The sequence below is a fragment of the Nocardia sp. CS682 genome (assembly GCF_004634405.1).
In the GTDB taxonomy this organism is placed as follows: domain Bacteria; phylum Actinomycetota; class Actinomycetes; order Mycobacteriales; family Mycobacteriaceae; genus Nocardia; species Nocardia ninae.
Window position 1 is genome coordinate 3680782 of the sequence record NZ_CP029710.1, and the last position, 4942, is coordinate 3685723.

Annotated in this window: 6 protein-coding genes; 4 read left to right on the top strand and 2 right to left on the bottom strand. The window is 67.4% G+C overall.

Annotated features, from left to right (window positions below; all coding sequences use genetic code 11):
• Nucleotides 1-13: 13 nt before the first annotated feature.
• Entirely contained in the window at nt 14-622 is a 609-nt protein-coding gene (locus DMB37_RS16605) for a TetR/AcrR family transcriptional regulator (protein WP_135233496.1), read from the bottom strand.
• A 70-nt stretch (nt 623-692) separates the two neighbouring features.
• On the opposite strand from DMB37_RS16605, the gene asnB reads away from it, so the two are divergent.
• On the top strand, nt 693-2531 hold the full coding sequence (gene asnB, locus DMB37_RS16610) for an asparagine synthase (glutamine-hydrolyzing) (protein WP_135233497.1): 1839 nt from the start codon (nt 693-695) through the stop codon (nt 2529-2531).
• Here the strand turns inward: asnB and DMB37_RS16615 are convergent.
• Nucleotides 2528-3142 carry a TetR/AcrR family transcriptional regulator gene (locus DMB37_RS16615; RefSeq protein ID WP_135233498.1) on the bottom strand — a complete coding sequence of 205 codons (615 nt, stop codon included), beginning with the start codon at nt 3140-3142 and terminating at the stop codon, nt 2528-2530. The genes asnB and DMB37_RS16615 overlap by 4 nt on opposite strands.
• Before the next feature lie 72 nt (nt 3143-3214).
• Between DMB37_RS16615 and DMB37_RS16620 the strand changes: the two genes are divergently transcribed.
• From DMB37_RS16620 to DMB37_RS16630, 3 genes are read left to right on the top strand one after another with little or no spacing between them, the layout of a single operon-like run.
• Entirely contained in the window at nt 3215-3775 is a 561-nt protein-coding gene (locus DMB37_RS16620) for a peroxiredoxin-like family protein (RefSeq protein ID WP_135233499.1), read from the top strand.
• Nucleotides 3772-4254 carry an anthrone oxygenase family protein gene (locus DMB37_RS16625; RefSeq protein WP_240772416.1) on the top strand — a complete coding sequence of 161 codons (483 nt, stop codon included), beginning with the start codon at nt 3772-3774 and terminating at the stop codon, nt 4252-4254. Before DMB37_RS16620 ends, DMB37_RS16625 begins: the two co-directional genes overlap by 4 nt.
• A complete protein-coding gene (locus tag DMB37_RS16630) occupies nt 4251-4871 on the top strand; it encodes a YHS domain-containing protein (protein WP_135233500.1) in 621 nt (206 codons plus the stop codon). The genes DMB37_RS16625 and DMB37_RS16630 overlap by 4 nt, the downstream gene beginning before the upstream one ends.
• The last annotated feature ends 71 nt before the right edge of the window (nt 4872-4942 follow it).

Genomic DNA, 4942 nt, shown 5'->3' on the forward strand with positions numbered 1-4942 from the left:
CGGCGACTCGCCCTCAGCGGGCCAGATCCGTTGCGGCCCGGAGAGTCTGCTCGATCGCGCCGTCGACCGCGGATTGGAACGCGCGGCCTTCGCGTAGCGCCGCGCGACCGCCGGCGAACATCGCGCCGCACAGCCCGCCGACCAGCGTCGCCGCCCGTACCGGGTCGAGCCGTCCGGGGAATGCCGCGCACAATGCCCGAGCCAGCCGGTCCTCCACCTCGAAAAGGCGCTGCAACGTGGCCGCGCGCAGCGCGGGCACCGACATCAGCAGCCGCAGGCGGGCAGCCTCCAGTTCACCGCTCGGATCGCGCGGCCCGCCCACCATCTCGGCGAGGATCGCCCGCATGGCGTCGGCCAGCACCTCGCCGACACTCGCGGCGGCGTCGCGCTGCTCGATCGTCGCGAGCCCCACGTCGAGCAGAGTGCCGCCCTCGGCGAACAGCACCGCCTCCTTGGTCGGAAAGTGGTTGAAGAACGTGGCGGGCGAAACATCCGCCGCCGCAGCGATTTCGGTGACCGTCGTCTCGTCGTAGCCCTTGGTCTCGAACAGGCGGTACGCCGCTTCGGCGATGGCCACTCTGGTGCGCTGCTTCTTGCGCTCGCGCAACCCCGGTTCACCCATGACCGCAGCTTACTATACCAACCTCAATCTTACAGTTGCTCTATTTTTAGAGTAGCTCTAACATTGTGGCATGTGCGGAATCACCGGATGGGTCTCCTTTCAGCGAGACTTCTCGACAACAATCACCGACACCCTCGACGCGATGACGGCCACCATGGCGTGTCGCGGCCCCGACGACAGCGGCGTCTGGATCGCGCCGCACGCCGCCCTCGGTCACCGCAGACTGGCCGTCATCGACCTGGCGGGCGGCACCCAGCCGATGACCATCGGCACTCCGGAAGGCGTTGTCGCCATGGTCTATTCGGGCGAGACCTACAACTTCCGGGAATTGCGGTCCGAACTGCGCGCCCGCGGCCACCGGTGTACCACCGAGTCCGACACCGAGGTCGTGCTGCTGGCGTACCTGGAATGGGGCCCGGCCTTCGCCGAGCGGCTGAACGGCATGTACGCGTTCGCCATCTGGGACGCGCGCAGCGAGCAGTTGATCATGGTGCGGGATCGGCTGGGCATCAAGCCCTTCTATTACTACCCTACCGACGACGGTCTGCTCTTCGGTTCCGAACCCAAGGCGATCCTGGCAAATCCATTGGCCGACAAGCGGATCGGGCTGGACGGCCTGCGCGAGTTGTTCACCACGATCGCCCGCCCGGAGCAGGCGTTCTGGGCAGGAATGCGGCAGGTGCCGCCGGGAACGGTGCTGACCGTCGGCCGCGACGGTATCCGCAGCACCACCTACTGGGCGCTGCGCACCACGGAACACCGCGACGATCGCGCGGCCACCGTGCGGACCGTCCGCGAGCTGCTGGAGGATACCGTTGCCCGGCAGTTGATTTCGGATGTCCCGCGTTGTGTCCTGCTGTCCGGCGGACTGGACTCCTCCACCCTCACCGCCCTCGCCGCGCGACACCTGCGCGACTCCGGCGAGCGGCTGCGCAGCTTCAGTGTCGAATTCCAGAACGAGCAAAAGGATTTCGTGCCCGACGAGTGGCGGGCCACCCTGGACGCACCCTTCGCCCGCGCCGTCGCCGATCATGTCGGTTCCGAGCATCGCGACATCGTGCTCGACGGCGCCGCCCTCTCCGACCCGGCGGTCCGCGCCGCCGTGGTCACGGCCCGCGACGTACCCGCGGGCTTCGGCGACGGCGAGACGTCGCTCTACCTGTTGTTCAAGGCGATTCGCGAACACTCGACCGTCGCACTGTCCGGCGAGTCCGCCGATGAGCTCTTCGGCGGTTATCGCTGGTTCGCCGAGGCCGCGGCGCACGGGATGCCGACGTTCCCGTGGCTGTCGGTGCTACCGCAGGCGTTCGTGCAGCGCACCAGACTGCTCGATCCCGACCTGACCGCCGCGCTCGATCTCGACACCTATCTCGCGGACAGCTTCGCGGACGCCGCCGCCGAGGTCACCGGGCTGGACGGCGAGAGCGAGCTGGAGTTCCGAATGCGGCAGGCGTCGTACCTGCACCTCACCCGCTTCCTGCGCACCATGCTCGACCGCAAGGACCGGATGAGCATGGCGGTCGGCCTGGAAGTCCGCGTGCCCTACTGCGACCACCGCCTGGTCGAGTACGTCCACAACGCGCCGTGGTCGCTGAAATCCTTCGACGGACGGGAGAAGAGCCTGCTGCGTGCGGCCGCCGCCGATATCCTGCCGCGCTCGGTCGTCGAACGCGTCAAGAGCCACTATCCGATCACCAAGGATGTGGCATACACCGAGGCAGTGCGGGCCCAGGCGGGCGATCTCCTTGCCACCCAACAACATCCGATTTTCCAGCTCTACGACTACGACGCCGTGGCCAAGGCCGTCGACCGCCCCGCCGATCAGTTCATCGAGCCCGATCGGTTCGACCTCGAACAGCTGCTCGACTTCGCGATCTGGCTGGACCGGTACGCACCGTCGTTCACCTAGCCGGTCGCCAACCCGCGCAACACAATGGCGAGACCGCCGCGGAACTCGTCGTCCGCCGACATCGTCCGGGCCTGCGCCGCGGTCGCGGTCAGCGTCGGGTACTCCTCGGGCGACAGCAGCGCGATGGCCGTGGTCGCGGGAGCATTGATCGACGCGTAGTGCTCGTTCTCCAAGGACCCGAGCAGGAAAGCGACCAGCGTGCGCTGCGCGATCACTCGATCGGCCCCCGCGAATCCACCCTCGGTGAGCACCGAAAGCATGGCCTCCATCCAGCGCAGAGTGGCGGTCGAGTTCTTCCGGTGCCGAGGCACCAGCGGCACCGTCGCGGGGTGCGCGGAGATGGCCGCCCGCATCCGCTCGAGCAAGGTGGTCAGGCGGTCGCGCCAGTGCGACTCGGCCGGGGTCGAGACGTCGATCCCGGCGAGCACCTCGTCGACGACCAGGATTTCCAGTTCCTCCCGGTCGGATACGTAGCGGTACAGCGCCATGGTGGCCATCCGCAGTTCCTTCGCCACGGCCCGCATGGTGAGCGCGGACAGCCCGTCGCGGTCGATGACCGCGAGCGCGGCGACGCCGAGATCGGACTTCGTCAGCGAACGAGGACGTGGCATGGGTTGACAGCGTACAAGCTACGCGCATACTGGACGTAGGCGTACAAGGTACGCCTACGAAAGGAAGCGCTCATGTCTTTACCGACCTCGGTCTCCCCTCGGGTATTGACCACCATCTCCGACACACCCGTCCCCATCCCCGATCCAGATCGCCTGATACACCTGCAATTTCGCCGATTTGCCGGTTGCCCCGTCTGCAATCTGCACCTGCGCACGTTCGTCGCGCGCCGCACCGAGATCGCGGCCGCCAACATCCACGAGGTGGTCGTATTCCACTCCAGCGCAGCAGAATTACGGAAATACACCGCGGATATCCCGCTCGATCTGATCGCCGACCCCACCCGTGAGCTGTACCGCGAGTTCGGTGTCGAATCGTCGCCGCGCGCGCTGCTCGACCCACGCGGCTGGCCCACCATCCTGCGCGGCGTCGCGCACGCCGCGCTCGCCACGCTCCGCAAAAAGCAACCCGCTCCCCCGGCCAAACCCGAGGGTGGCAGCCTCGGCCTTCCCGCCGACTTCCTCATCGCGCCGGACGGTCGCGTACTCGCGGCCAAACACGGCGTACACGTCGACGATCAGTGGTCGGTCGACGAACTGCTCGCGCTGGCGCCTGTTTCGGAGCACCGCCCTTGACCATCGCCCAAAAGCCCACGCTGGCAAGAGCATCCGCGCTGTGCTTCGGCGGCCTGCTGGCCGGCGCGTTCGGCTACGGCGCCGTGAACGTCCTCTACGCGTTCCGCAAGGTCCCGCTCGACGTCCGCTTCACCTTCCACACCGCCCTGATGTCGGTGAACGGCCTTGTCATGCAGTCACTCATGGGCCTCACCATCCTCAGCTGCCTGGTGCTGGCATTCCGGACCACGGGCCGCGACCGCCTGCTCGCCGGAACCGCTGCGGCACTGGCCGTTTCCTCGTTCCTGATCACCCGGCTCGGCAACATACCGATCAACCAGCACATCAAGGTGTGGGCGGTGAGCGCACCGCCGGCCGACTACGCCGAGATCCTCGCCCGCTGGGAGGCCTTCCACTTCGCCCGCACCGGCTGCGCCCTGCTGGCCTTCCTCCTGATCGTCACCCTCACCCTCGCCCCAGCGAAAAGAGCGCTGCCATGATGACCGTCGAACTGTTCGTCGCCGACGAACAGCTGACCACCGACCGCCAACAGGAACTCGCCGAGCGGATCCTGCATGACCTGACCACCGAGCCGGCCGCACCCGACTCGGTGATGGCGAAGGCTCGCGAACTCACCCACGTACTCGTGCGCACACCCGAGACCTGGGTCACCGGCGGTCCGAGCATCGCCGACGCACCGCGCTACCTGGTGCGCCTCACGGTCCCCAGCGCATGGAGCAACACCAGCGAATTCGGCGACCACGTCATCCCGCTGATCACCCGCGCCATCGCCGAGACCGAAGCCGACCCGACACGTCTCACCCGAGACCCGCACTGCCTGGTCCAGATCATCGGCCTGCGCGAACACAACATCGGCACCCTCGGCCGAAAAACCACCATCTCCGACATCACCAAACTGATGACCGACGACTACCGAGCCACCGCCACCCCGGCCGAGGCCCCCGAAGGCCACGTCATCGACCCCGTCTGCGGCATGCCGGTCAAACTGGCCACCACCCGGATCACGCTGACCCACAACGGCACCGACTACGCCTTCTGTGCCCCGGTGTGCCGCAAGGTATTCGCCGAGGACAACGCGATCGACCTCGCGCACTGACCACCCGCTCCGGCTGCCTCCGCCGGTCCTGAGCAGATGCTCGGGACCGGCGGATTGCCTTGTGCCGCCGG

Excerpts from the sequence above, each read along its gene's own strand:
- DMB37_RS16605 (WP_135233496.1), bottom strand. The coding sequence starts at position 622 with ATGGGTGAACCGGGGTTGCGCGAGCGCAAGAAGCAGCGCACCAGAGTG.
- DMB37_RS16620 (WP_135233499.1), top strand. The coding sequence starts at position 3,215 with ATGTCTTTACCGACCTCGGTCTCCCCTCGGGTATTGACCACCATCTCC.
- DMB37_RS16615 (WP_135233498.1), bottom strand. The coding sequence starts at position 3,142 with ATGCCACGTCCTCGTTCGCTGACGAAGTCCGATCTCGGCGTCGCCGCG.
- asnB (WP_135233497.1), top strand. The coding sequence starts at position 693 with ATGTGCGGAATCACCGGATGGGTCTCCTTTCAGCGAGACTTCTCGACA.
- DMB37_RS16630 (WP_135233500.1), top strand. The coding sequence starts at position 4,251 with ATGATGACCGTCGAACTGTTCGTCGCCGACGAACAGCTGACCACCGAC.